20 protein-coding genes and 1 pseudogene are annotated in these 21,581 nt (G+C 60.4%); 12 read left to right on the forward strand and 9 right to left on the reverse strand.

Going from position 1 to position 21,581, the window contains the following annotated elements; translation table 11 throughout:
* The first annotated feature begins 36 nt into the window (after nt 1-36).
* Entirely contained in the window at nt 37-1,482 is a 1,446-nt protein-coding gene (locus QF043_RS03215; RefSeq protein ID WP_307417486.1) for a SulP family inorganic anion transporter, read from the forward strand.
* Here QF043_RS03215 and QF043_RS03220 read toward each other — a convergent pair whose 3' ends face one another.
* A complete protein-coding gene (locus tag QF043_RS03220) occupies nt 1,483-1,875 on the reverse strand; it encodes a lysozyme inhibitor LprI family protein (protein ID WP_305455617.1) in 393 nt (130 codons plus the stop codon). It lies immediately after the preceding gene.
* A 193-nt stretch (nt 1,876-2,068) separates the two neighbouring features.
* On the opposite strand from QF043_RS03220, the gene QF043_RS03225 reads away from it, so the two are divergent.
* Genes QF043_RS03225 through QF043_RS03240 form a run of 4 tightly spaced genes read left to right on the forward strand, consistent with a single transcriptional unit; the run spans nt 2,069 to nt 6,235 of the window.
* The gene (locus QF043_RS03225) at nt 2,069-3,472 is read left to right on the forward strand and encodes a gluconate:H+ symporter (RefSeq protein ID WP_307417487.1); all 1,404 of its coding nucleotides are present in this window, start codon (nt 2,069-2,071) and stop codon (nt 3,470-3,472) included.
* A gap of 39 nt (nt 3,473-3,511) precedes the next feature.
* A complete protein-coding gene (locus QF043_RS03230; protein ID WP_307417488.1) occupies nt 3,512-4,372 on the forward strand; it encodes a MurR/RpiR family transcriptional regulator in 861 nt (286 codons plus the stop codon).
* A gap of 1 nt (nt 4,373) precedes the next feature.
* Complete coding sequence (locus QF043_RS03235; RefSeq protein WP_307417489.1) at nt 4,374-5,837, forward strand: amidohydrolase family protein; 1,464 nt, start codon at nt 4,374-4,376, stop codon at nt 5,835-5,837.
* A gap of 29 nt (nt 5,838-5,866) precedes the next feature.
* Nucleotides 5,867-6,235 carry a glyoxalase superfamily protein gene (locus QF043_RS03240; protein ID WP_307417490.1) on the forward strand — a complete coding sequence of 123 codons (369 nt, stop codon included), beginning with the start codon at nt 5,867-5,869 and terminating at the stop codon, nt 6,233-6,235.
* Nucleotides 6,236-6,888: 653 nt separating this feature from the next.
* On the opposite strand, the gene QF043_RS30680 is transcribed toward QF043_RS03240, so the two are convergent.
* From QF043_RS30680 to QF043_RS03260, 5 genes and pseudogenes are all read right to left on the reverse strand, one after another.
* Nucleotides 6,889-7,752 carry a methyl-accepting chemotaxis protein gene (locus QF043_RS30680; protein ID WP_371317720.1) on the reverse strand — a complete coding sequence of 288 codons (864 nt, stop codon included), beginning with the start codon at nt 7,750-7,752 and terminating at the stop codon, nt 6,889-6,891.
* Nucleotides 7,753-7,791: 39 nt separating this feature from the next.
* A pseudogene (locus QF043_RS30685) lies at nt 7,792-8,943 on the reverse strand (methyl-accepting chemotaxis protein); the annotation flags it as partial.
* 29 nt (nt 8,944-8,972) lie between these two features.
* On the reverse strand, nt 8,973-10,799 hold the full coding sequence (locus tag QF043_RS03250; RefSeq protein ID WP_307421290.1) for a CocE/NonD family hydrolase: 1,827 nt from the start codon (nt 10,797-10,799) through the stop codon (nt 8,973-8,975).
* Between the two features lie 19 nt (nt 10,800-10,818).
* A complete protein-coding gene (locus QF043_RS03255) occupies nt 10,819-12,246 on the reverse strand; it encodes a YfcC family protein (RefSeq protein WP_307417492.1) in 1,428 nt (475 codons plus the stop codon).
* 118 nt (nt 12,247-12,364) lie between these two features.
* Nucleotides 12,365-13,252, reverse strand: coding sequence for a LysR family transcriptional regulator (locus tag QF043_RS03260; RefSeq protein WP_307417493.1), 888 nt, complete (start codon nt 13,250-13,252; stop codon nt 12,365-12,367).
* Between the two features lie 185 nt (nt 13,253-13,437).
* Here QF043_RS03260 and QF043_RS03265 point away from each other — a divergent pair, with 185 nt between their 5' ends.
* Both QF043_RS03265 and QF043_RS03270 read left to right on the forward strand, forming a co-directional pair.
* Nucleotides 13,438-14,661, forward strand: coding sequence for an OprD family porin (locus tag QF043_RS03265; protein WP_373460655.1), 1,224 nt, complete (start codon nt 13,438-13,440; stop codon nt 14,659-14,661).
* 104 nt (nt 14,662-14,765) lie between these two features.
* Nucleotides 14,766-15,383 carry an FKBP-type peptidyl-prolyl cis-trans isomerase gene (locus QF043_RS03270; protein WP_307417495.1) on the forward strand — a complete coding sequence of 206 codons (618 nt, stop codon included), beginning with the start codon at nt 14,766-14,768 and terminating at the stop codon, nt 15,381-15,383.
* Nucleotides 15,384-15,571: 188 nt separating this feature from the next.
* On the opposite strand, the gene QF043_RS03275 is transcribed toward QF043_RS03270, so the two are convergent.
* The 3 genes from QF043_RS03275 to QF043_RS03285 form a co-directional block, all read right to left on the reverse strand.
* Entirely contained in the window at nt 15,572-15,829 is a 258-nt protein-coding gene (locus QF043_RS03275) for a hypothetical protein (RefSeq protein WP_307417496.1), read from the reverse strand.
* A 159-nt stretch (nt 15,830-15,988) separates the two neighbouring features.
* Entirely contained in the window at nt 15,989-16,330 is a 342-nt protein-coding gene (locus tag QF043_RS03280; RefSeq protein ID WP_003230858.1) for a zinc ribbon domain-containing protein YjdM, read from the reverse strand.
* A 209-nt stretch (nt 16,331-16,539) separates the two neighbouring features.
* Nucleotides 16,540-17,508: a polyprenyl synthetase family protein gene (locus QF043_RS03285; RefSeq protein WP_056858342.1), complete on the reverse strand. Its 969-nt coding sequence runs from the start codon at nt 17,506-17,508 to the stop codon at nt 16,540-16,542.
* Nucleotides 17,509-17,747: 239 nt separating this feature from the next.
* Between QF043_RS03285 and rplU the strand changes: the two genes are divergently transcribed.
* The 5 genes from rplU (at nt 17,748) to QF043_RS03310 (ending at nt 21,482) form a co-directional block, all read left to right on the forward strand.
* Nucleotides 17,748-18,062, forward strand: a complete 315-nt coding sequence (gene rplU, locus QF043_RS03290) for a 50S ribosomal protein L21 (protein WP_007950961.1) — start codon at nt 17,748-17,750, stop codon at nt 18,060-18,062.
* A gap of 34 nt (nt 18,063-18,096) precedes the next feature.
* Nucleotides 18,097-18,354 carry a 50S ribosomal protein L27 gene (gene rpmA / locus QF043_RS03295; protein WP_003176049.1) on the forward strand — a complete coding sequence of 86 codons (258 nt, stop codon included), beginning with the start codon at nt 18,097-18,099 and terminating at the stop codon, nt 18,352-18,354.
* A gap of 193 nt (nt 18,355-18,547) precedes the next feature.
* Nucleotides 18,548-19,771: an Obg family GTPase CgtA gene (gene cgtA / locus QF043_RS03300; protein WP_016976186.1), complete on the forward strand. Its 1,224-nt coding sequence runs from the start codon at nt 18,548-18,550 to the stop codon at nt 19,769-19,771.
* A 111-nt stretch (nt 19,772-19,882) separates the two neighbouring features.
* Nucleotides 19,883-21,001, forward strand: a complete 1,119-nt coding sequence (gene proB, locus QF043_RS03305; protein WP_026013771.1) for a glutamate 5-kinase — start codon at nt 19,883-19,885, stop codon at nt 20,999-21,001.
* 16 nt (nt 21,002-21,017) lie between these two features.
* Complete coding sequence (locus tag QF043_RS03310; RefSeq protein ID WP_307417497.1) at nt 21,018-21,482, forward strand: CreA family protein; 465 nt, start codon at nt 21,018-21,020, stop codon at nt 21,480-21,482.
* The last annotated feature ends 99 nt before the right edge of the window (nt 21,483-21,581 follow it).

A 21,581-nucleotide genomic window follows, 5' to 3' on the forward strand; every position in this document is an offset into this window, starting at 1 on the left:
TTCCCCGCCATATCCCTCGCTACTCCCTGGTACCTCATGAACCTCACCCGTCTGCGCGCCGATGCCCTGGCCGGCCTCACCACGTCTTTCGCGCTGCTGCCCGAATGCATCGCCTTTGCCCTGGTGGCTCATCTCAACCCACTGATGGGCCTCTACGGCGCCTTTATCATCTGCACGCTCACGGCCTTGTTCGGCGGCCGGCCGGGCATGGTCTCGGGCGCGGCGGGTTCAATGGCGGTGGTGATCGTGGCGCTGGTGGTGCAACACGGCGTGGAGTATCTGCTCGCGACCGTGCTGCTGGGCGGGCTGATCATGGTCGCGTTCGGCCTGCTACGGCTGGGCAAACTGGTGCGCATGGTGCCGCACTCGGTGATGCTGGGTTTCGTCAACGGCCTGGCGATCATCATTGCGCTGGCACAGCTGGAGCATTTCAAAAGCGGTGAAGCCTGGCTGAGCGGCACGCCGTTGTACGTGATGGCCGGGCTGGTGGCGGCCACCATGGCGATTGTCTACCTGCTGCCACGCCTGACCCGCGCCGTGCCGCCGGCGCTGGTGGCGATTTTGGGCATCGGGCTGGCGGTGTACTTGTTGGGCTTGCCGACCCGTACGTTGGGCGATATGGCCCACATCGCCGGCGGCCTGCCGACCTTCGCGTTGCCGCAGATCCCCTGGACCCTGGAAACCCTCGGTATCATCGCGCCCTACGCGTTCCTGATGGCGATGGTTGGCCTGCTGGAAACCCTGCTGACCCTGAACCTCACCGATGAAATCACCGAAACCCGTGGCTACCCCGACCGCGAGAGCGTGGCCCTGGGCGCGGCGAACATGGTCTCGGGCCTGTTTGGCGGCATGGGCGGTTGCGCGATGATCGGGCAAACCGTGATCAACTTAAGCTCCGGCGGGCGCGGGCGTTTCTCCGGGGTGTTTGCCGGGGTGATGATCCTGTTGTTCATTTTGTTTCTGTCGCCGCTGATTGAGCGCATTCCGCTGGCGGCGCTGGTGGGGGTGATGTTCGTGGTGTCCCAGCAGACCTTCGCCTGGGCGTCGCTGCGGGTGATCAACAAGGTGCCGGTCAACGACGTGCTGGTGATTATTGCGGTCACGGTGATTACCGTGTTCACCGACCTGGCCACCGCCGTGCTGTGCGGCATCGTGATTGCGGCGCTGAACTTCGCCTGGCAACAGGCCCGTGAGTTGTACGCCGATGAGCATCTGGAAGCTGACGGCAGCAAGCTGTATCGCCTGCACGGCACGCTGTTCTTTGCCTCGACCACGCCATTTTTGAACCAGTTCGACCCGGCCAACGACCCGGCCCAGGTGACGCTCGATTGTCGTCACCTGAGCTTTGTCGACTACTCGGCGATTGCTGCGTTGATGACCCTGCGCGAGCGCTACACCAAGGCCGGCAAACATGTGCGCGTGCTGCATTTGTCAGAGCGCTGCAAGAAGCTGCTCAAGCGCGCCCGCGTGCATCACGACTGATTACAGCGGCAGCATATTTTCCAGTTCCTGGGCGCGGGTCTGGGTCATGTCCAGCATGCAGCCGATGCCATTGACCTGATCGATGGTGCCGCCGGTCGCGGAGCCGATGAAGCCGCAGTTGGCGTCCCGGTACTTGATCCACAGGCGCTGCACGTCCTGCAGTTGCTGCTTTTGTTTGCCTTCCTGAAGTGCAAGGACGGCTTTGTAGGCCTTGTTCAGGCGCGCATCCTGGATCTTGGCTTCGGTGGCGTTGCAGGCAACCATATCCGCCGTGGTATTGGCGCCATCCAGGCATTTTTTCAGCGCCGGGCTGTCATCGGCCGAGGCGCTGCCGCAAAAGGCGAGCAGCAGTGCGCTGGCGGCGAAAGGAACAAGCAGGGTCTTGGGATTCATTGTCGGTTTTCCTGGTTGTGAGTAGGGCTGCCATCTGAGACTCGGCCCTGGTAGCTGAGTTTCCACGCGCAAAAAACTTCGTGTAAGAACACCCCCCGAATTTTCATCCGCTGGCGTTGGGCATATCCCAGAACGACAGCGCTTATCCGTGGGCGAAAATTACTTTCATAAAAATTGAAAACCCAACCCGGTAATGATTTATGAGTTTCACAACCAATTCGACGTGACCCTTTCCAAGGAGTACCGCATGGCCGCACCACTGGGCTTTGGGCTGTTGGCATACGCTGCCATCGCCATCATTGCATTGATCGTGCTGATTGCACGTTACCGACTCAACCCGTTTATCGTCATCACGCTGGTGTCCATCGGCCTGGCCTTGATGGCCGGCATGCCGGCGGACACCATCATGGGCTCCTATGAGGCGGGCGTCGGCAAGACCCTTGGGCATATCGCCCTGGTGGTGGCGCTGGGCACCATGCTTGGCAAGATGATGGCCGAATCCGGCGGTGCCGAGCAGGTGGCGCGTACGCTGATCAACCGTTTCGGCGAGCGCAACGCCCATTGGGCGATGGTGTGTATCGCGTTCCTGGTGGGGCTGCCGCTGTTTTTCGAGGTCGGTTTTGTGTTGCTGGTGCCGATCGCCTTTACCGTGGCGCGGCGCGTGGGCGTATCGATCCTGATGGTCGGCTTGCCGATGGTCGCCGGTCTGTCGGTGGTGCACGCGCTGGTGCCGCCACACCCGGCGGCGATGATGGCGGTGCTGGCCTATAACGCCTCGGTGGGGCAGACCGTGCTGTACGCGATTCTGATCGGGATTCCCACGGCGATCATCGCCGGTCCCGTCTATGCCAAGTTCATCGTGCCGCGTATCCATCTGCCGGCGGAAAACCCGCTGGAACGCCAGTTTATCGAGCGCGAGCCACGTACCCGCCTGCCAAGTTTTGCCCTGACCATGGGCACCATCCTGTTGCCGGTGGTGCTGATGATGATTGGTGGTTGGGCCAACGTGATTTCCACGCCGGGCACTGGCTTCAACCAATTCCTGCTGTTTATCGGCAACTCGGTGATTGCGCTGCTGGTCGCCACGCTGGTGAGTTTCTGGACCCTTGGTTTGGCCCAGGGCTTCAACCGCGAAGCGATCCTCAAGTTCACCAATGAGTGCCTGGCGCCGACCGCCAGCATCACCTTGCTGGTGGGCGCGGGCGGCGGCTTGAACCGCATCCTAGTGGACGCGGGCGTGACCAATGAGATTCTTGGCCTGGCGCATGCCTTCCAGCTGTCGCCGTTGGTGATGGGTTGGTTGTTTGCCGCGTTGATGCGCATTGCCACCGGCTCGGCCACCGTGGCCATGACCACGGCCTCGGGTGTGGTCGCGCCCGTTGCTTTGGGCCTGGGTTATCCACACCCTGAATTACTGGTGCTGGCGACCGGTGCGGGTTCGGTAATCTTTTCCCACGTCAACGACGGCGGCTTCTGGCTGATCAAGGAATACTTCAATATGACGGTGATCCAGACCTTCAAGACCTGGACCGTGTTGGAGACTTTGATTTCTTTGGTCGCGTTTGGTCTGACTTACGGCCTTTCTCTTGTTCTATAAGCTCATTTTATAAGCCTCATTTTGTAAGCCGGAGCCGCCATGGACATCCTCTACCAGATCCGCGCCCGCCAGGATTCGTTCAGCGCCGGCGAAGGCCGCATCGCCAAGCTGATGCTCGATGACGTCGGCTTTGCCGCGTCGGCCAGCCTGGAAGCGTTGTCGCAACGGGCCGAGGTCAGCACGGCAACCTTGTCGCGGTTTGCCCGTAGCGTCGGTTGCCGCGATCTACGCGATTTGCGCCTGCAATTGGCCCAGGCCAGTGGCGTGGGCAGTCGCTTTCTCGACCCGGCCGGGTTGCCGGAACAGTCGGCGTTTCACCGGCAGATTCTGGGGGATATCGAAGCGACATTGCGTCAGCACCTGTCGGGGTTTAACCAGGCCAGTTTTGTTGATGCGGTCAGCCTGTTGGGCAAGGCGCGGATGATTCACGCGTTCGGCATGGGCGGCCCATCGAGCCTGTGCAGTGACGAATTGCAGGTGCGCCTGGTACGCCTGGGCTACCCGATTGCCGCCAGCCATGACCCGGTGATGATGCGGGTCACGGCGGCCACTTTAGGCCCGGAGCAGGCGTTGATCGTGTGCTCGCTCACCGGGCTGACGCCAGAACTGTTGGACGTCGTGACACTGGCGCGTAGCTACGATGCGCCCATCATCGCCATCACCCTGGCCGACTCCCCTCTGGCCGAGTTGGCGGACGTCTTACTGCCGCTGCAACCGGCCGAAACCAGTTTTATCTACAAGCCCACTGCGGCGCGCTACGGCATGCTGTTGGCCATCGACCTGCTCGCCACCGAGCTGGCGCTGGCGCTGCCGGACGACAACCAGGAACGCCTGCGCCGGATCAAGCTGGCCCTCGACGATTATCGCGGCGGCCCCGACAGCCTGCCGCTTGGAGACTGATATGAAGTACGACACGCTGATCCGTCAGGCGCTGATCATGGATGGCAGCAACACGCCGGGCTATGTCGCCGATGTGGGGCTGCGCGCCGGGCGCATCGAGCGCATTGGCGATTTGTCGGGCGCAACCGGCGAGCATGAAATCGATGCTAATGGCCGTGTGCTGGCGCCGGGTTTTATCGACGTACACACCCACGATGACACGGTGGTGATCCGCCACCCGCAGATGCTGCCCAAGCTCAGCCAGGGCGTGACCACGGTGATTGTCGGCAACTGCGGCATCAGTGCATCGCCAGTGAGTTTGCGCAATGATCCGCCCGACCCGATGAACCTGCTGGGGTCGCGTGAAGCATTCGCCTATCCACGGTTTGCCGACTATCGCGCGGCGGTGGAGCGTGCTCATCCGGCAGTCAACGTTGCCGCATTGATCGGCCACACCGCCTTGCGCAGCAATCATATGGACGACCTGCATCGCACCGCCACGCCCGGCGAAATTGCCGCCATGCGCGTGCAGTTGCAGGAGAGTCTGCAGGCGGGTGCCCTAGGGTTATCCACAGGCCTGGCCTACGCCAGCGCGTTCAATGCCGAGACCGATGAAGTGCTGCAGCTCAGTGAGGAACTCACGGCGTTTGGTGCGGTGTACACCACGCATTTGCGCAGCGAATTCGAACCGGTGCTGGAGGCGATGGATGAGGCGTTTCTGATTGGCCGACATGCGCAGGCGCCGGTGATCATTTCCCACCTCAAGTGTGCCGGTGCGGGCAATTGGGGGCGCAGTCCGCAACTGCTGGCATCACTGGAACTGGCGGCGAAAACCCATCCGGTCGGGTGTGATTGCTATCCCTATGCCGCCAGCTCGTCGACGCTGGATTTGAAGCAGGTGACTGATGCGTTTCGTATCACTATTACCTGGTCAACACCGCACCCTGAGGTCGGCGGGCGCGACTTGCAGGACATCGCGGCGCAGTGGGACGTTTCGCTGATGGATGCGGCACGTCGCCTGCAACCGGCTGGGGCGGTGTACTACGGAATGGATGAGGCGGATGTACGGCGTATTCTTGCGCACCCGTTGTCGATGGTGGGATCGGATGGGCTACCGGAAGACCCGTTTCCCCATCCGCGTTTGTGGGGCGCGTTTCCACGGGTGCTGGGGCACTTCAGCCGCGATGTGGGGTTGTTTCCCCTGCACACGGCGGTGCACAAAATGACCGGGTTGTCGGCGGCGCGTTTTGGGCTGGCCGAGCGTGGAGAAATTCGTGAAGGGCACTGGGCCGACCTGGTGTTGTTCGACCCGGTACGGGTGCGTGATGTGGCGGATTTCAAAGAACCGCAACGCGCCGCCGAGGGGATTGATGGCGTGTGGGTCAATGGCGTGCTGAGTTATAGCGATGGGCAGGCCAATGGTCAGCGGCCGGGGCTGTTCCTCGCGCGCAGTGGGGATTTGCGTGGTGGGTTTTCGTCTCTATAGTGGGCGCATTCATACACGGAGCGGTTGCCATGCACTTAGGAAAAGTTACCCCGATTTTGCGGATCTTCGACGAGGCTAAAGCGTTGGAGTTCTATGTCGACTTCCTCGGGTTCAAGGTTGATTGGCAGCACCGTTTCGAGGCGAATTTCCCGTTGTACCTACAGGTGTCGTCGGGCGAATGCGTGCTGCATTTATCCGAACACCATGGCGATGCTTCGCCGGGCTCGGCGGTGCGGATTCAGGCACAAGGCGTGGACGGCTACCAGCAGCAGTTGCTGGCCAAGGAGTACCGGTATGCCAAACCTGGGGTTGAAGAAACGCCTTGGGGCTCGCGGGAGATGAGCATCAAGGACCCGTTTGGGAACCGGCTGGTGTTTGTTGAGGAAGGCGAGGGCTGAAGGGTAAATTGCAGGCAATAAAAAACCGCCTTAGTAGGGCGGTTTTTTATTGCAAACCCAGTTAGTGGCTGGGTTGCTATCTCAAAAGACGCATCGACCTGCAGCCAGATACTACCGCCGGGCATGTCATCACGCAAGACTGAGCGATGGCCGGCATGGATATGTCAGGCATTTTTTTCTTGCCTGATTTGACTGTAAACGTTTGCAATGAATCTATCGGTCGATACTGGATGTTTGACCACTGTTTGACACACCTTATAGGGGAATGTTGGTTAGGATCTTCCCCGTTCTGCGTTTGTTGCTTTTCAGGTGAGCCGGGTATGCGGACGAATTCTGGACCGACCGCCACGGGCTAGTAATCCGTGCCGGATTGATGCGGAAGGACCATTAGCCCGGCCACCTCAAAAGGCGCAATCGACCTGCGTTCGAAGGCTCACGTGTTCCGGTAAGTGTGCTGGAGGTAAGGCCCAACTCAAGGAGGGCCGAGTATGTCTAAGTTTGCACGACGTACGTGGAACCTCGTAGTGAATGCCCTGCGTGTTTATCACGTATGGGTATTCCTGCGAGACAGCTTCGATGAACTTTAAGGTCTGAGAAGTGGGGCCGCCTCGGCTTGAACCGAGGCGGCTTTTTGGTTTTTGCGTTTTGGGTTTTTACACCCGGAAATGACTGACCATCTGCTGCAACTGGCTGCCCAAACGCGCCAGTTCCACGCTCGATTTAGCCGTCTCGTCACTCGCAGTAGCGGTCTGCTCCGACACATCGCGCACGTTCACAATGCTGCGGCTGATCTCTTCAGCCACGGCGCTCTGTTGCTCGGCGGCCGCTGCAATCTGCTGGTTCATCGACTGAATATTCGACACGGTACGGGTGATGTTCTCCAGCGATACACCGGCCTTTCGCGTCAGCTCGACACTGCTGTCGGTAAGGCTGCGGCTGTTGTTCATCACCGTGGCCACTTGCTGGGTGCCGTTCTGCAAACCGGCGACCAGGCCTTCGATTTCTTCGGTGGATTTTTGTGTGCGCTGGGCCAGGCCGCGCACTTCGTCGGCCACCACGGCAAAACCACGACCGGCTTCACCGGCACGCGCCGCTTCAATCGCCGCGTTGAGCGCCAACAGGTTGGTCTGTTCGGCCACGGCCTTGATCACGTCCATCACGCTGCCGATCTTGTTGCTCTCTTGTTGCAGGTGCGTCATGGCGTCGGTGGAGCGCGCCACTTCGGCGGCCAGGCGTTCGATCTGGGCGATGGCCTCGGCCACCACTTTGTCGCCGGCGCGGGCTTGACCATCGGCATCGGCGGCGGCCAGCGAGGCTTGCTCGGCGTTGCGTGCGACTTCCTGCACGGTGGCAGTCATTTCATGCATCGCGGTGGCGACTTGATCGGTCTCGATCTTCTGGCTGTTCACGCCAGCACTGGTCTGCTCGGTCACGGCCGAGAGTTCTTCGGCGGCGCTGGCGATCTGGGTTACGCCGTCGCGAATACCGCTGATCAGCTCGCGCAGGGTGGTGCCCATGCGCTGGATACCTTGCTGCAATACGCCGAGTTCATCGCGGCGGGTTACCTGGATGTTGTGGCTCAGGTCACCGGAAGCGATACGCTCCACCACGGCCAGGGTGTCCTGGATCGGGCGAGTGATCTGGCGGGTGATGACCAGGGCCGCGATGATGCCGACCAGCAACGCCAGCAAGGTGCTGATCAATTGCAGGCTGCGGGCCTGGGTGCTTTCGGCGTCACGGCGATCGAGCTGAATGTCGTACAGCTTGTCGCTGATGGTGACGATATCGGCGCCCTGGGTGGTCATTTCGGCGCGGGCGCTGACGATGTTGGCGTTGGCGGCCTTGTAGCTCTGTACGGCGCTGCGGTAGGCGCCAAGTGCGGTTTCCAGCGCCGTCAGTGCGCTTTGTTGGCTTGAACCAAATACGCTGCTGAGGCCTTTCAAACCACTGATGGCTTTCTCGATTTGAGCGGCAGCGCGGGCTTCGGTTTCTGCGCTGGGGGAGTTGGTGTAGCCACGCACTTCATAGCGCGCCAGGTGGAATTCTTCCTTGGCGTGGGTCACGGCCTGGTACTGGGCGAAGCGTTCCGGGCTGTCGGGCGCTTGCTGCACGCCGGTCTCCAGTGCGTCGATCTGCCCGTTGGCGATGTCGGCCTTGTCGCCCATCACTTGGCGTGCGGCATTGCCGTTACGGTAGGCCTCACGCATTTTGTTCAGCGACTGCTGGTAAGCCGTGATGACGGCTTTTTGCTCGGTGAGCAGCTTGAGGTTTTCCGGGCTCTTGAAGCTGTCCAGCAGTTTCTGTTGCTGGGCGGCGAAGGCGTCGAGACTGGTCTGGACGTTCTGTGCCACGGCTTCGTCGCCATTGGCCAGCATGTATTGCAGGCGCACGATGCGCAGCTTGGTCAGGGACGCGTTGAGCTGGGTGATGTCGCTCATCCAGTTGCTACGGTCGATCAAGCCGCCCAGGCTGGTCCAGCCGGTCAGGGCCAGGATCGAGGTGAGGACCAGCACCAGGCCAAAGCCCAGGCCGAGTTTGAGGTTGACGCTGATGTTGCCGAACCAGCTATTCATCGAATGCTCCGCAAGAATGATGTGTGTCTGCTGGACGGTGTTGTTGTTTGAGCCAGCCAAAGTTTGTAGCGCTGTATCGGCGGCAGGCGATGATTCTGAAATACATTTCTTACGGGTGCGACGAAGGGTCGCCATTGCCTGGCAGCAACGGCGGCCCAGCAGGCTTATAGTGCGGTAGCGGGCACCACGGTCAGTCTGAGGCAAGACGCAGCACCCGCGCTCAGGTGCACAGTGTTGCGTGCCACCCGTGGCTGGCTGGCCTGGCCAGAAGGTTCACCACTGTTGGGGTTTACGTCAAACCTCGGGAAGTTGCTGCTGGCAATATCCAGGCGCAGTCGATGGCCGCGCTTGAACAGGTTGCAGGTGGCGAAGGGCTCGATCGTGATCTTTACCCGTTTGCCTGGTGTCAGCGCAGTCGGCTGCTCCCAGGAGTCTCGATAGCGACAACGGCGGATGCCGTCGGTGATGTTCATCGCAAAACCATCGGGGTAGTCGACACTGGGCGGGTACAGGTCAATCAGCTTGGCGGTGAAGTCGGTGTCGGGTGCATCGCTGTCTATCCATAACTCGATCTGTACATCACCTGCGACAATCAAGTCTTCAATGAGCGGCTCGGTATGAAAGCTCAGCACATCGTTGCGCTCGCTCAGCGGGCGGTTGTCGCCACGGGTGCCGAAGAAGTCGGCACGCTCACGTTGGTCGAAAGCGCCACCGACGAAAATGGGGGCGCCGGAGGTCAGCGCGCCGCCGAGGGTCGGGACCGGACAGGCCGGGTCGGTGAAGTAGCTCAAGCACGCGTCGTTAGCGTCTGGTGCAGTGCCGCTCAGTTGCCCTTGAGCCGTCAAGTAGAGCGTCTGCACTTGGCTGCCTGGCAGCGGCCATTGCGTCGATTGCAACCAGCGTCCGCCATGTTGCAGTCGGCCGTTGGGGTCACGTTGGCCGCTGCCGCCACCCATCAGAAATACCTGCACGCTAGGCGTTGGCGGGTGAGGCGAGGGCTTGAGTGATTGTTCGAACCACGCCAGGCGACAGCTCAGCCAGTTCTGATCGACCTGGCCATCGAATACAGCCTGCGACCCGAACTCGACGTCGCCGCTGTGGCTGATATTGCGGTCGCCGTGCAGCCATGGGCCCATCACCAGCCGCTGGTGAGCCGAGGTGTTTTGCCTGAAGGCGCTGTAGTTGGCCAGGGTGGAGCTGACATAGGCGTCATACCAGCTGGACATGAACAGCACCGGGATATCGGGCAGTTGCCGGTAGTAGCCCTCGGCATAGATGCCGGACGTGCGCCAATACTCACTGAACGTGCCCTGGGCCCACTGCTCCAGCACGTAGGTCTCGTATTCCGGCACATGGCGCAAAGGTGACTGGCCAGGTTGCCAGGGCATGCGCGTAAACCAATGATGGATATCTTCCAGCTCCAGTGCTTGGCGAACCTGTGGATCGGCCAGGGCTGTTGGGCTTTCCTTGGCCTGGCGAAAGGCCCAGGTGGCCTGCTTGAGTTCGAACGCGCCACCCTGGCGGATCCCGCACTGGTAGGCGTTGGCGAAGCCGCCGCTGTCGAGCACCATGCTGCTCAAACCCGGTGGATGCAGGCAGGCCATCGCCAACTGGGTATGGGCTGCGTAAGACAGGCCCATGCTGCCGATCTTGCCATTGCACCACGGCTGGCGGACGATCCAGGCAAGCGTGTCGAAACCGTCTTCGCCCTCGGCGGTGTATTTGGTAAACACGCCTTCAGACGCATAGCGGCCCCGGCAGTCCTGAAAGATTGCGACAAAGCCTTGGTCGGTAAAGCGTGCCGCCATCTGTTCTCGGGAGATGTGCTGGCCGTCGCGTTGTTTCTCCGAGCGAGAGGGTTTGCACTTGTCGTAGGGCGTGCGTTCAATGACCACCGGGAAAGGACCGCAGCTGCCTGTCGGCAAATAGATATCGGTGGCCAGGTGGATGCCGTCGCGCATCGGGATCATATGGTTGTGCAGGGTTTGCATGGGGAAAACACTCATCGACTCAGTACCCGCTCGTGACCGCAATGGCCAGCAACGCCATCGCCAGTACGGCGTAGATCAGAAACAGCGGCAGGATGTAGCGTGCCCATTGGCCCCAACCGACATTGGCGGTGGCCAGCAACACCAGCAGGCCACTGGAGGTTGGGGTGATCATGTTGGTCAGGCCATTGCCCATCAGAAACGCGAATACAGTGGTCTGCGGGCTGACGCCGGAGAGTTGGCCCAGCGGGCCGAAGATCGGCATCGTCACCGCCGCCTGGCCCGAGGTGGAGGGGATCAATACATCCAGCCCCAGTTGTGCGAAGAACATGCCGTAGGCCGACACGATCGGGCCGTGGTCGCCGACCAGATTGGCCAGGGTGTGGACGATGGTGTCGAGCACTTGGCCGGTACTGAGGATGATCTCCACGGCGGTGGCCAGGCCGATCAGCACGCCGGCAATCAGCACCTTCTTCATGCCATCGACAAAGGCACTGGCAGCGGCACTCGCCCCTAGCCCGGCTATCACACTGAACGCCACCGTCAACAGCAGGTAGAACGCCGACAGCTCATGGTATTTCCAGCCCCAGCGGTTGGAGGCGTAGACCAGAAAACCGATGCCGCTCAGCAGCACAATAAGGTTGATTAAATGGCGCGTGGGCAAGGGTTTATGTTCGAAGGTAATCTGCGCTGTCGCATCGAGACCGTGCTTGCGGATACTCCACAGTACGAAGGCGATCCCCACCAGCAGGAAGCTGCAGTAAGCCAGTACGCGCATGCTCAGCCCGCTGAATATAGGCAGCCCGACCATCGGCTGAGCGACGGACAGCGCCACGGGATTGGAGATTGAGGCGAGGTAGCCGATCTTCACCGAGATCGTGACGATCGCCAGCCCGATCAGGTTCGACAGCCCCAGCCGGTTGGCCATGGCGACCATCAACGGCACGATCAAAATAAACTCCTTGGCCAGGCCCATGAACGTGCTGCCCGCCGAGAACACCAGCATCAGGCTCGGTACCAGTACGTAGATGTTGCCGCGGGTCAGGCCCAGTAAACGCTCCAGTCCGGCGTCGATTACCCCGGCCTTGTTCAGTACGCCAAACATGCCGCCGATGAACAGCACCATGAAGATCAGCGCTGCACGTTTCTCGATGCCTTGGGGGATGGCCATGAAACCTTCGACCAGCGACACCGGGCGGGCTACGGTATCGCCGGCCTTGCGTGGCTCCAGTGCGAACAATTGGCCCAGGCTGTCGTGTTTCTCCAGCACCTGATAAGAGCCGGGTACGACCAGCCCGTTCTGGCGCTCGAACTTGCCCGAGTTCACCGCGTAGGTGAAGGCCACGGCGAGCAAGACGATGCTCAGCAGGATGATGGCCGGGTTGATCTGTTTGCGTTGCGAGGGTTTTTCCACCGCCGCCGCTGTGGAGAAATGCTGTGATTCGCTCATGCTGGCTGCCCCGGCGCTTGCCGTTGTTGTTATGGGGGAGTGACGCGTGTGGAGCGGACACTAGGGCAAAGTTTTGGCGGCGACAACGTTATGCGCAGGGTGGGTCGGGCTATGCGTTTTATGCGTTCAAGCGCTGTTTGAGGTGCTCGGCAAACGCCGTGACCACCTGTGGGCGTGGCTCATTGGTGCGATAGGCCAGGCCGAAAGCGTAAGGCAGTGCAGGGCGAAAAGGCCGGGTCACGATCGGCAGGTGCAGGAAGTGGCTGGCGAGTAAACCGTTGACGATCGACACCCCCAGGCCTTCGGCCACAAAGCTGCATGCCGCGCCTACCGAATGCACCTCGACCCGCACTTGCGGCGTGAGATTGGCTGCGCGAAACACCTGGTTCAACTCAGCCCGTAAAGCCCGTTGTCGGCCCAGCATCACCAACGGCACATTGCGCAAGTGCTGCACCTCGATGCAGGCGTGGCGTGTCAGCGGGTGGTCGGCGGGCATCACACACACGCCTTCGGTTTGCAGCACGGGCTCGATGTCGAAGTCGGGAATTTCCGTCGGCAGGCGAACAAAACCCAGGTCGGCAGACCGGTCGAGTACGGCGCGCTCGATCATGTCGTAAGAGCCGGTCAGCAACTCGACCACGATGTCGTCATGGCGCTTGAGAAACTCCGCGACGATCCGTGGCAAAAGCTCTTGGGTCATGCTGGTGGGCACTCCGACCTTGAGCAGGCTTTTGCGCGAGCGGCCCACGCGCATTTCGTCGGCCAGGCGTTGGATACGCTGCATGCCGTCTACCAGGCCGGCGACCTCGGTCAGTAACTCTTCGGCTTCTGCGGTGGCCATCAGGCGACCTTTTTTGCGCAGAAACAACACGAAACCCAACGCCTCTTCCAGCTGACTCAACAGACGGCTGACGGCCGATTGCGACAAGCCCATGCGGGTTGCTGCGCCGATGGTCGAACCGGTGGACATGATCGCCTTGAAGGCTTCGAGCTGCTTGAGATTCACCGTGATTTTCCTGTCGGTTGCGAGGGGCGAACTGTGCTTTGCGCATAGCCTGATGCGCATCTCGCATAACGTTGTGGGGCTTTCGACGAGCCGTTAGTGTCCGCTCCAACGCGAGGTGCCGTCCAGTGTGTCGCGCGATGGAACTGCCCATAAAAAAACGACAATAAGGCATAGAGGAAGCAGCGATGCATAAACTTTTCAATCGGGGAAAAATGGCTTCGGCGTGCCTGTTGGCAAGTGTGTCGCCCATACTCCTGGCCCAGGGTTTCTGGGAGGATTCAAAGGGTCGCCTGACCCTGCGTAATTTCTACTTCAATGACGATTACCGCGACGGCGGCGAGGATCGCAAAGAGTGGGCGCAAGGTTTTTTACTCAACCTGCAGTCTGGCTATACCGAAGGCACGCTAGGGTTTGGCCTGGACGCGCTGGGGCTGGCGGGGCTGCGGCTCGACTCCAGCCCCACTCACGCGGGCACGGGTTTATTGCCGGTGCATGACGATGGCCATGCCGCCAGTGAATTCTCCAGCCTGGGCGTCACCGCAAAGATGCGCTGGGGCGATACCGTGGTGAAAACCGGCACCTTACTGCCGAAGATTCCAGTGCTGGTGCACAACGATGGACGCCTGCTGCCGCAGACTTTTCAAGGCACTCAAGTGGAGTACAGCGGTATTCGCGAGCTCTACCTGCACGCCGGGCACCTGGATAAATTCAAGCAGCGAAATTCCACCGACAGCGTGGCTATTTATCCCCAGGGCTACAGCGGCAAACAGGGCAGTGATTTCGATTTTGCCGGCGCCTCTTATGCCTTCACGCCGCAACTGCGCGGCACTTGGTATTACGGCGAAATGCGTGAGTTCTATCGTCAGCAGTTTTTTGGCCTTGTGCATAAACAACCGGTGGGTAACGGCACGCTGACCAGTGATTTGCGTTATTTCATCAGCAGCGATGCAGGTGAGGCGCGCAACGGCAAAGTGGACAGCGACATGTTCAGCGGGTTGTTCACCTATCGTCTGGGCGCACAGGCGCTGGGCGTCGGTTATCAGAAGGTCAGCGGCGACACTGCGCTGCCTTATGCCAGTGTCTCGACCGTGTATTCCTTCACCAACGCCGGTGTGGGCAAGTTCATCCAGGCCGGTGAGCAAACCTGGATGCTGCGCTACGACTATGATTTTGAAGCCGTGCTGCCGGGCCTGAGCTTCATGACCCGCTATTACAAAGGGCAGAACGGGGATTACAAAGGGCGTGAGGCGCGGGAGTGGGAGTCGGACACTAACCTGCGCTATGTCATCCAGAGCAGTACCTTCAAAGGCTTGGGCGTGGAGTTGCGCAAAGCGACCTATCGTTCCACCTACGCCAGCGACCGAGATAACTATCGGCTGTATCTGACCTACGACCTGGCCCTTTGGTAGTGGGGCAGGGGGCTGATCAGCGGCGGCACTTGTGTGCTAGTCTGCGGGCCCTTTTAGTTCTGGATGGCACGGGAAATCGTGCTGCCCTATAGCGGAGCCTCTTCATGTCCGAAGTTAATCTGTCCACCGACGAAACCCGCGTCAGCTACGGTATCGGCCGTCAGTTGGGCGACCAACTGCGCGACAACCCGCCACCGGGCGTGAGCATCGACGCCATCCTGGCCGGCCTGACCGACGCGTTCGACGGTAAGCCAAGCCGCGTTGACCAAGAGCAAATGGCGGCCAGCTTCAAAGTGATCCGTGAAATCATGCAAGCCGAAGCGGCAGCCAAGGCCGAAGCGGCTGCTGGCGCCGGCCTGGCGTTCCTGGCTGAAAACGCCAAGCGTGATGGCATCACCACCCTGGCTTCCGGCCTGCAATTTGAAGTGCTGACTGCCGGTAGCGGCGCCAAGCCGACCCGTGAAGACCAAGTGCGTACTCACTACCACGGCACCCTGATCGACGGCACTGTGTTCGACAGCTCCTACGAGCGCGGCCAGCCTGCAGAATTCCCGGTGGGCGGCGTGATCGCCGGCTGGACCGAAGCCCTGCAACTGATGAATGCCGGCAGCAAATGGCGCCTGTACGTGCCGAGCGAACTGGCTTACGGCGCCCAAGGCGTTGGCAGCATTCCGCCGCACAGCGTTCTGGTGTTCGACGTTGAGCTGCTCGACGTTTTGTAAGACCTGTTGATTGCGCTTGGCTCTATGTGGGAGCCGGGCTTGATGTGGCGAGCAAGCTTGCTTGCGCTGGGGTGCGAAGCGCCCCTAAAGGCTTGCGACTGCTGCGCAGCCGAGCGGGAGCAAGCTCCCTCGCCACAACAAATCCTGCTCCCACATAGAGTCGGTGCTTTCAGGTTTTGCAGGGTCGCTCATGGATGAAACTTACCCTGCAGCTCCGTCGCCGGGCGCAACGCTCGGGCATAGCAAAACAGAAACAGATTACGCACCACCTCTTTCAGCACCCCAGGCTCACTGGAACTCAGGCCGTTGACGTCCAGGTCGCCCTGGTCCTGCAGTTCGTTCAGCGCTTCTTCTTCCAGCACCGCACAGACTTCGCCGGTTTCCCGATGCAGGATCCGCAGGTAAGGGTGTGGGCGATCCAGCCAGGCATCTATCAAATAAGTCATGGTCGTTCTCCTTGATGGGTTTCAATGAGAATAATTCTTATTCGTAGAATAGCAAGTGCCTATTGGCGGTTTCCTGGTTTTTCTGTGTGGATATTGAGACAGGTCAGCGCGGAGGGCAAAACGCCATCCCGCGGCGGGCGCGGGATGGATGCAGCAGGTTCAGACTTTGCGCACAAACTCGGATTTGAGTTTCATCGGGCCGATACCGTCGATCTTGCAATCGATATCGTGGTCGCCGTCGCACAGGCGGATGTTCTTGACCTTGGTGCCGACCTTGACCACCAGGGACGTGCCCTTGACCTTGAGGTCCTTGATCACGGTAATGGTGTCGCCGTCTTGCAGGACATTGCCCACAGAGTCTTTCTTCACGGTTTCGTCGCCCGCCACTTCGGCCTCGCCATTGGCGGACCACTCGTGGGCGCATTCCGGGCAGATCAGCTGGGCGCCGTCTTCGTAGGTGTACTCGGAATTGCATTTTGGGCAGGGTGGCAACGTGCTCACTAAAGCTCCTTGAGAGTCAGGGTGGCTAAAAGTCGCACATTATATAGGGTTTATTACAGGTTGGGGGGCGCTTCGGAACCTTGTGGGAGCCGGGCTTGCCCGCGATGCAGGCACCGCGGTGTGTCAGCTATACCGAGGTGATGCTATCGCAGGCAAGCCAGCTCCCACACAAGCCCGCTCCCACACAAGCCTGCGCTCGCAGATATTGCTCAGTGCGTACGGGCTACCGCAAACTCACTCAGCTCAACCAGGGCGTCCCGGTATTCGCTGGCTGGCAGGGCGTCCAGGCACTGGATGGCACGGGCCACATAGTCACGCGCCAACTGTGCGGTGTATTCCAGCGAACCCGAGGCTTCTACCGCTGCACGGATAGCTTCGAGGTCTTCAATCCCGCCTTTCTGGATCGCCTTGCGCACCAGGGCGGCCTGTTCCGGCGTGCCTTCGCGCATGGTGTAGATCAGCGGCAAGGTCGGCTTGCCCTCGGCCAGGTCGTCACCGACGTTCTTGCCCAGGGTTTCGGCGTCGCCCTTATAGTCGAGCAGATCGTCGACCAGCTGGAATGCCACGCCCAGGTGATCACCAAAGGTGCGCAGGGCTTCGGCCTGCTCGGCCGTTGCGCCACACAGGGCGGCGGCACTGTGGGTCGAGGCTTCGAAGAGCATCGCGGTTTTGCCGCGAATCACTTCCATGTAGGTTTCTTCGGTGGTGCTGGCGTCGCGGACCTTGGACAGCTGCAACACTTCGCCTTCGGCGATGATGCGCGTGGCTTGTGAAAGAATCTTCATCACCGGCATCGAACCCAGCTCGACCATCATTTCGAACGAGCGCGAGTACAGGAAGTCGCCTACCAGTACGCTGGGGGCATTGCCCCACATCGCATTGGCCGTCTCGCGGCCACGGCGCATGCCGGACATGTCGACCACGTCGTCATGCAGCAGAGTGGCGGTGTGCAGGAATTCGATGGTGGCGGCCAGCAGGCGCAGGTCATCGCCTTCGCGGCCCAGGGCCTTGCCACACAGCAACACTAATAAAGGACGCAGGCGTTTACCGCCCGCCGACGTAATGTAGTCGCCAATTTTGGAGACCAGCGGCACTTTAGACGTCAGCTGCTGCTTGATGATGCCGTCGACGGCGCTAAAATCGTCCGCGACCGCGCGGTAGAAAGCTTGGGGTTGCATCAGCGACAGTCGCTCCAGAAGGGTTGCGCGGCATGCTAGGACCCTGACCCCGCAGTGTCAAGGCGCGATAGACGGCCACTTGCAAGGCATCTATAGCTTGCGTACAATCGCGCACCCTGAACTTCCTGGGCAGCACCTGCCTTACGCAATTGCATTCGGGACGTCCATCCCATGCAGCCATGCCAGCCAATACCTTTTCTTATAAAGCGCTGGGTGAGCAGGATTATCGGAGAAATACCATGTCGTACGCAGTAATTGTTACTGGTGGCAAGCAATACAAGGTCGCCCCAGGTGAATACCTGAAGATCGAAAAACTGGAAGTCGCTACTGGCGAATCCGTTACCTTTGATCGCGTTCTGTTGGTCGCTAATGGCGATGACGTGAACATCGGCGCTCCAGTTGTTGCTGGCGCTACCGTTGTGGCTGAAGTGATCTCCCAAGGTCGTCACGATAAAGTCCGCATCATCAAGTTCCGTCGTCGTAAGCACCACATGAAGCGTATGGGCCACCGCCAGTGGTACACCGAGATCAAAATCACCGGTATTCAGGCTTAATTTCAGCCTAATTCCTCACTAGGAGAATTGACTCATGGCACACAAAAAAGCTGGTGGTAGTACCCGTAACGGTCGCGACTCAGAAGCCAAACGCCTTGGCGTTAAGATGTATGGCGGCCAGAAAATCATTCCGGGCAACATCATCGTGCGTCAGCGCGGCACCCAATTCCACGCCGGTTACGGTGTTGGCATGGGTAAAGATCACACCCTCTTCGCTAAAATCGAAGGCGTGATCAAGTTTGAAGTAAAAGGCGCGTTCAACCGCCGTTACGTGAGCGTTGTCGCCGCTTAATTGCGCGATCGCTGGAAAAGCCCTGTCTCGCGACGGGGCTTTTTCGTTTGTGGAGTGAGTCTCTTGCAAAGCTGTTTGTGATGGGCTCAGGCGCTGGATGTGCGGTCGTTTTCTGAGGTCGCTGCGCTCATTTTTGCAAGAGTCTTATGTCTTGGTTTCTTAAGCTCGTCCATGCGACGAGAGGCGTTTTGTTATGAAGTTCGTTGATGAAGTTTCCATCCGAGTAAAAGCAGGCGACGGCGGTAACGGTTGCATGAGTTTCCGTCGCGAAAAGTTCATCGAAAACGGTGGTCCAAACGGCGGTGACGGCGGTGACGGCGGTTCCATCTACATGATGGCCGACGAAAACCTCAACACCCTGGTCGACTACCGTTACACCCGGCACTTCGATGCCGAGCGTGGCTCCAACGGCGGCAGCACCGACTGCACCGGCAAAAAAGGCGAAGACCTGGTACTGCGCGTACCGGTCGGCACCACGATCATCGACTCCGCGACCCAGGAAGTGATTGGCGACCTGACCAAGGCCGGCCAGAAACTGATGGTTGTGCAGGGCGGCTGGCACGGTCTGGGTAACACCCGATTCAAGTCCAGTACCAACCGTGCGCCACGCCAGACCACGCCGGGCAAGCCGGGCGAGCAGCGTGACCTCAAGCTGGAGATGAAAGTACTGGCAGACGTGGGCCTGTTGGGCTTGCCGAACGCCGGTAAAAGTACCTTCATCCGTTCGGTCTCGGCCGCCAAGCCGAAAGTCGCCGACTACCCGTTCACCACCCTGGTGCCAAACCTGGGCGTGGTCAGCGTAGACCGCTGGAAAAGCTTCGTGATCGCCGACATTCCCGGCTTGATCGAAGGCGCTTCCGACGGTGCCGGCCTGGGGATTCGCTTCCTCAAGCACTTGTCGCGTACCCGTTTGCTGCTGCACCTCGTCGACATGGCCCCGCTGGATGACACCAGCGCACCGGACGCCGCCGAAGTGATCGTCAGCGAGCTGACCAAGTTCAGCCCGGCCCTGGCCGAGCGTGACCGCTGGCTGGTGCTGAACAAGTGCGACCAGATCCTCGAAGAAGAGCACGAAGAACGCGTCAAGGAAATCGTTGACCGCCTGGAGTGGGAAGGCCCGGTCTATGTGATCTCGGCCATCGCCAAAGAAGGCACCGAGCGCCTGACCCGCGACATCATGCGCTACCTCGAAGACCGCGCCGACCGCCTGGCGGCCGACCCGGTCTTCAAGGCCGAACTGGCCGAACTCGACCAGCAGATCGAAGACGAAGCCCGCGCCCAGCTGCAGGCTCTGGACGACCAGCGTGCCCTGCGCCGCAGCGGCGTGAAGTCGGTTCATGACATCGGCGACGACGATTGGGACGAAGAAGACGTGGATGATGAAGACGGTCCGGAAATCATTTACGTGCGCGACTGATTCGTTGCAGTAAACTTGAACGCCGCTCCTTACAGAGCGGCGTTTTAGTATCCGGATATAACGTTATGGCCAGCGCTGGGTCGCGCGGCCCTCTATCTAAGGTTGAAGATGATGCGGAGCAAAGTGACAGGTGCGCAGCGCTGGGTCGTAAAGATCGGAAGTGCGCTGCTGACGGCGGATGGCAAAGGTCTGGATCGCGCAGCCATGAGCGTCTGGGTCGAGCAGATGGTGGCCTTGCATGAGGCCGGTGTCGAGTTGGTGCTGGTGTCGTCCGGGGCGGTTGCCGCCGGGATGAGCCGCCTCGGCTGGACCGCGCGACCCAGCGCGATGCACGAACTGCAAGCCGCCGCCGCCATCGGCCAGATGGGCCTGGTGCAAGCCTGGGAATCCAGCTTTGCCGAGCACGGTCGGCACACGGCGCAGATCCTGCTGACCCACGACGACCTGTCCGACCGCAAGCGTTACCTCAATGCTCGCAGCACCCTGCGCGCACTGGTTGAGCTCAAGGTCATCCCGGTGATCAACGAGAACGACACGGTGGTCACCGACGAAATCCGCTTCGGTGATAACGACACCCTGGCCGCGCTGGTCGCCAACCTGGTAGAGGCCGACCTGCTGGTGATCCTCACCGACCGCGACGGCATGTTCGACGCCGACCCACGTAACAACCCCGACGCCCAGCTTATCTACGAAGCCCGCGCCGATGACCCGGCGCTCGACGCCGTGGCCGGCAGTGTCGGCGGTGCGTTGGGCCGAGGCGGCATGCAGACCAAGCTGCGTGCTGCTCGCCTGGCCGCCCGTTCCGGCGCGCACACCATCATCGTCGGTGGGCGCCTGGAGCGTGTGCTGGACCGCCTCAAGGCCGGTGAGCGTATCGGTACGCTGCTGTCGCCGGAACGCGGCATGCTCGCGGCGCGCAAACAGTGGCTGGCCGGTCATCTGCAAACCCGTGGCACGCTGGTTCTGGACGACGGCGCTGTGTCAGCCTTGTCCCAAGGCAACAAGAGCCTGCTGCCGGTCGGCGTCAAGCTGGTGCAGGGCAGTTTCCGCCGTGGCGAGATGGTGGTGTGTGTGGCGCCCGATGGTCGCGAGATCGCCCGTGGCCTGGCCAACTACAGCGCACTGGAAGCCCAGAAGATTATTGGACAATCGTCCGATGCGATTGTCGGACTCTTGGGTTACATGGCCGAGCCGGAACTGGTTCACCGCGATAACCTGATCCTGGTCTGAGTTAAGGAACTACACGATGCGTGTCATGAAAGGATTGTTCGGCCTGCTGCTGGCCATGCCGTTGCTGGCCTCGGCCGAAGAGATCGGCCAGGTGTCGACGGTGTTCAAGTTTGTCGGCCCCAACGATCGCATAGTGGTCGAGGCGTTTGATGACCCCAAGGTCGACGGCGTGACCTGTTATCTGTCGCGTGCCAAGACCGGCGGCGTCAAAGGCGGCCTGGGCCTGGCCGAAGATCGCGCTGAAGCGTCGATAGCCTGCCGTCAGGTTGGCCCGATTCACTTCAAGGGCGAACTCAAGGATGGCGACGAAGTGTTCAAGGAGCGTACCTCGCTGGTGTTCAAGACCATGCAGGTGGTGCGCTTCCTCGACAAGAAGCGCAATACCCTGGTGTATCTGGTCTACAGCGACCGTCTGATCGAAGGCAGCCCGCAGAATGCGGTCACCGCGATTCCGATTTTGCCCTGGCCGACCGCGCAGTAACCGGCGGGCGAGTTTTTCAATCGGCGTCTATGATTGCAGGCTTGTGGTCTGTAATCTCGAACAGCCGCAACGCGAAGAACATGGGATATCTGGAGTTCG

The sequence above is a fragment of the Pseudomonas sp. W3I7 genome, from assembly GCF_030816095.1.
Classification (GTDB): Bacteria; Pseudomonadota; Gammaproteobacteria; order Pseudomonadales; family Pseudomonadaceae; genus Aquipseudomonas; species Aquipseudomonas salomonii.

What these genes read in the sequence shown, in the direction of transcription:
- QF043_RS03310 (WP_307417497.1), top strand. Translation starts at nt 21,018, where the DNA reads ATGCGTGTCATGAAAGGATTGTTCGGCCTGCTGCTGGCCATGCCGTTG.
- QF043_RS03255 (WP_307417492.1), bottom strand. Translation starts at nt 12,246, where the DNA reads ATGAGCGAATCACAGCATTTCTCCACAGCGGCGGCGGTGGAAAAACCC.
- proB (WP_026013771.1), top strand. Translation starts at nt 19,883, where the DNA reads ATGCGGAGCAAAGTGACAGGTGCGCAGCGCTGGGTCGTAAAGATCGGA.
- QF043_RS03275 (WP_307417496.1), bottom strand. Translation starts at nt 15,829, where the DNA reads ATGACTTATTTGATAGATGCCTGGCTGGATCGCCCACACCCTTACCTG.
- QF043_RS03215 (WP_307417486.1), top strand. Translation starts at nt 37, where the DNA reads ATGAACCTCACCCGTCTGCGCGCCGATGCCCTGGCCGGCCTCACCACG.
- QF043_RS03270 (WP_307417495.1), top strand. Translation starts at nt 14,766, where the DNA reads ATGTCCGAAGTTAATCTGTCCACCGACGAAACCCGCGTCAGCTACGGT.
- QF043_RS03230 (WP_307417488.1), top strand. Translation starts at nt 3,512, where the DNA reads ATGGACATCCTCTACCAGATCCGCGCCCGCCAGGATTCGTTCAGCGCC.
- rpmA (WP_003176049.1), top strand. Translation starts at nt 18,097, where the DNA reads ATGGCACACAAAAAAGCTGGTGGTAGTACCCGTAACGGTCGCGACTCA.
- QF043_RS03225 (WP_307417487.1), top strand. Translation starts at nt 2,069, where the DNA reads ATGATTTATGAGTTTCACAACCAATTCGACGTGACCCTTTCCAAGGAG.
- QF043_RS03235 (WP_307417489.1), top strand. Translation starts at nt 4,374, where the DNA reads ATGAAGTACGACACGCTGATCCGTCAGGCGCTGATCATGGATGGCAGC.
- QF043_RS30680 (WP_371317720.1), bottom strand. Translation starts at nt 7,752, where the DNA reads ATGGGCACCACCCTGCGCGAGCTGATCAGCGGTATTCGCGACGGCGTA.
- rplU (WP_007950961.1), top strand. Translation starts at nt 17,748, where the DNA reads ATGTCGTACGCAGTAATTGTTACTGGTGGCAAGCAATACAAGGTCGCC.
- cgtA (WP_016976186.1), top strand. Translation starts at nt 18,548, where the DNA reads ATGAAGTTCGTTGATGAAGTTTCCATCCGAGTAAAAGCAGGCGACGGC.
- QF043_RS03240 (WP_307417490.1), top strand. Translation starts at nt 5,867, where the DNA reads ATGCACTTAGGAAAAGTTACCCCGATTTTGCGGATCTTCGACGAGGCT.
- QF043_RS03220 (WP_305455617.1), bottom strand. Translation starts at nt 1,875, where the DNA reads ATGAATCCCAAGACCCTGCTTGTTCCTTTCGCCGCCAGCGCACTGCTG.
- QF043_RS03265 (WP_373460655.1), top strand. Translation starts at nt 13,438, where the DNA reads ATGCATAAACTTTTCAATCGGGGAAAAATGGCTTCGGCGTGCCTGTTG.
- QF043_RS03285 (WP_056858342.1), bottom strand. Translation starts at nt 17,508, where the DNA reads ATGCAACCCCAAGCTTTCTACCGCGCGGTCGCGGACGATTTTAGCGCC.
- QF043_RS03250 (WP_307421290.1), bottom strand. Translation starts at nt 10,799, where the DNA reads ATGCAAACCCTGCACAACCATATGATCCCGATGCGCGACGGCATCCAC.